The sequence below is a fragment of the Acinetobacter genomosp. 33YU genome (assembly GCF_001990725.1).
GTDB classification, from domain to species: domain Bacteria; phylum Pseudomonadota; class Gammaproteobacteria; order Pseudomonadales; family Moraxellaceae; genus Acinetobacter; species Acinetobacter seifertii.
The window spans coordinates 1-887 of sequence record NZ_LFZQ01000027.1; the positions used below are offsets into that span (position 1 = coordinate 1).

Annotated in this window: 1 pseudogene; it reads left to right on the top strand. The window is 40.2% G+C overall.

Annotated features, from left to right (window positions below):
- Positions 1–75: 75 nt before the first annotated feature.
- A pseudogene (locus AC056_RS18875) lies at positions 76–887 on the top strand (IS256-like element ISAba26 family transposase); the annotation flags it as partial.

The window sequence follows — 887 nt, forward strand, 5'->3', positions numbered from 1 at the left end:
GGGACTGTTCTAAATTTTGTGTAAGTACTTAATTTTCATTTATCCTTCAGAGGATAATTACAAAAGGTACTTCACATGGATGAAGCAACAATCAAAAGTATGGCTGCCGAATTGGCTAAAGGTCTAAAAACACCAGAAGACTTAAACCAAATGACAGCAGTCTTTAAAAAATTCATGATTGAAACTGCACTCAATACTGAACTTTCAGACCATCTCGGTTATGAAAAGCATCAGCCCAAGAAAGGCTCAAATAGCCGTAATGGGTTTAGTTCTAAAACCATTACAACTCAAGATGGACAACTGGCTTTAGATATTCCCCGTGATCGAGAAGGTTCATTTGAGCCACAAATTATCAAAAAGCACCAAACACGCATCACCAGTATGGATGACCAAATCCTCTCACTGTATGCAAAAGGAATGACTAATAGGGAAATTGTAGCCTTCTTCAAAGAAATGTACGATGCCGATGTGTCAGCATCTCTCATCAGCAAAGTTACCGATGCTGTGATTGAGCAAGTGACTGAGTGGCAAAATAGAGCCTTAGATAGCCTTTATCCTGTTGTCTATCTTGACTGTATTGTTGTCAAAGTCCGTCAGCACTCCAATGTGATTAACAAGTCCGTATACCTTGCTTTAGGCATCAATATGGATGGGCAAAAAGAATTACTGGGTATGTGGATTGCTCAGACAGAAGGTGCCAAATTCTGGCTGTCAGTCATGACAGAGCTAAAAAATCGAGGAGTACAGGACATTCTTGTTGCCTGTGTAGATGGATTAAAAGGCTTCCCTGACGCGATAGCCTCTGTTTACCCTCATACTGATATTCAACTGTGTATCGTGCATGTTGTACGCAATAGCCTGAGATTTGTAAGCTGGAAAGACTACAA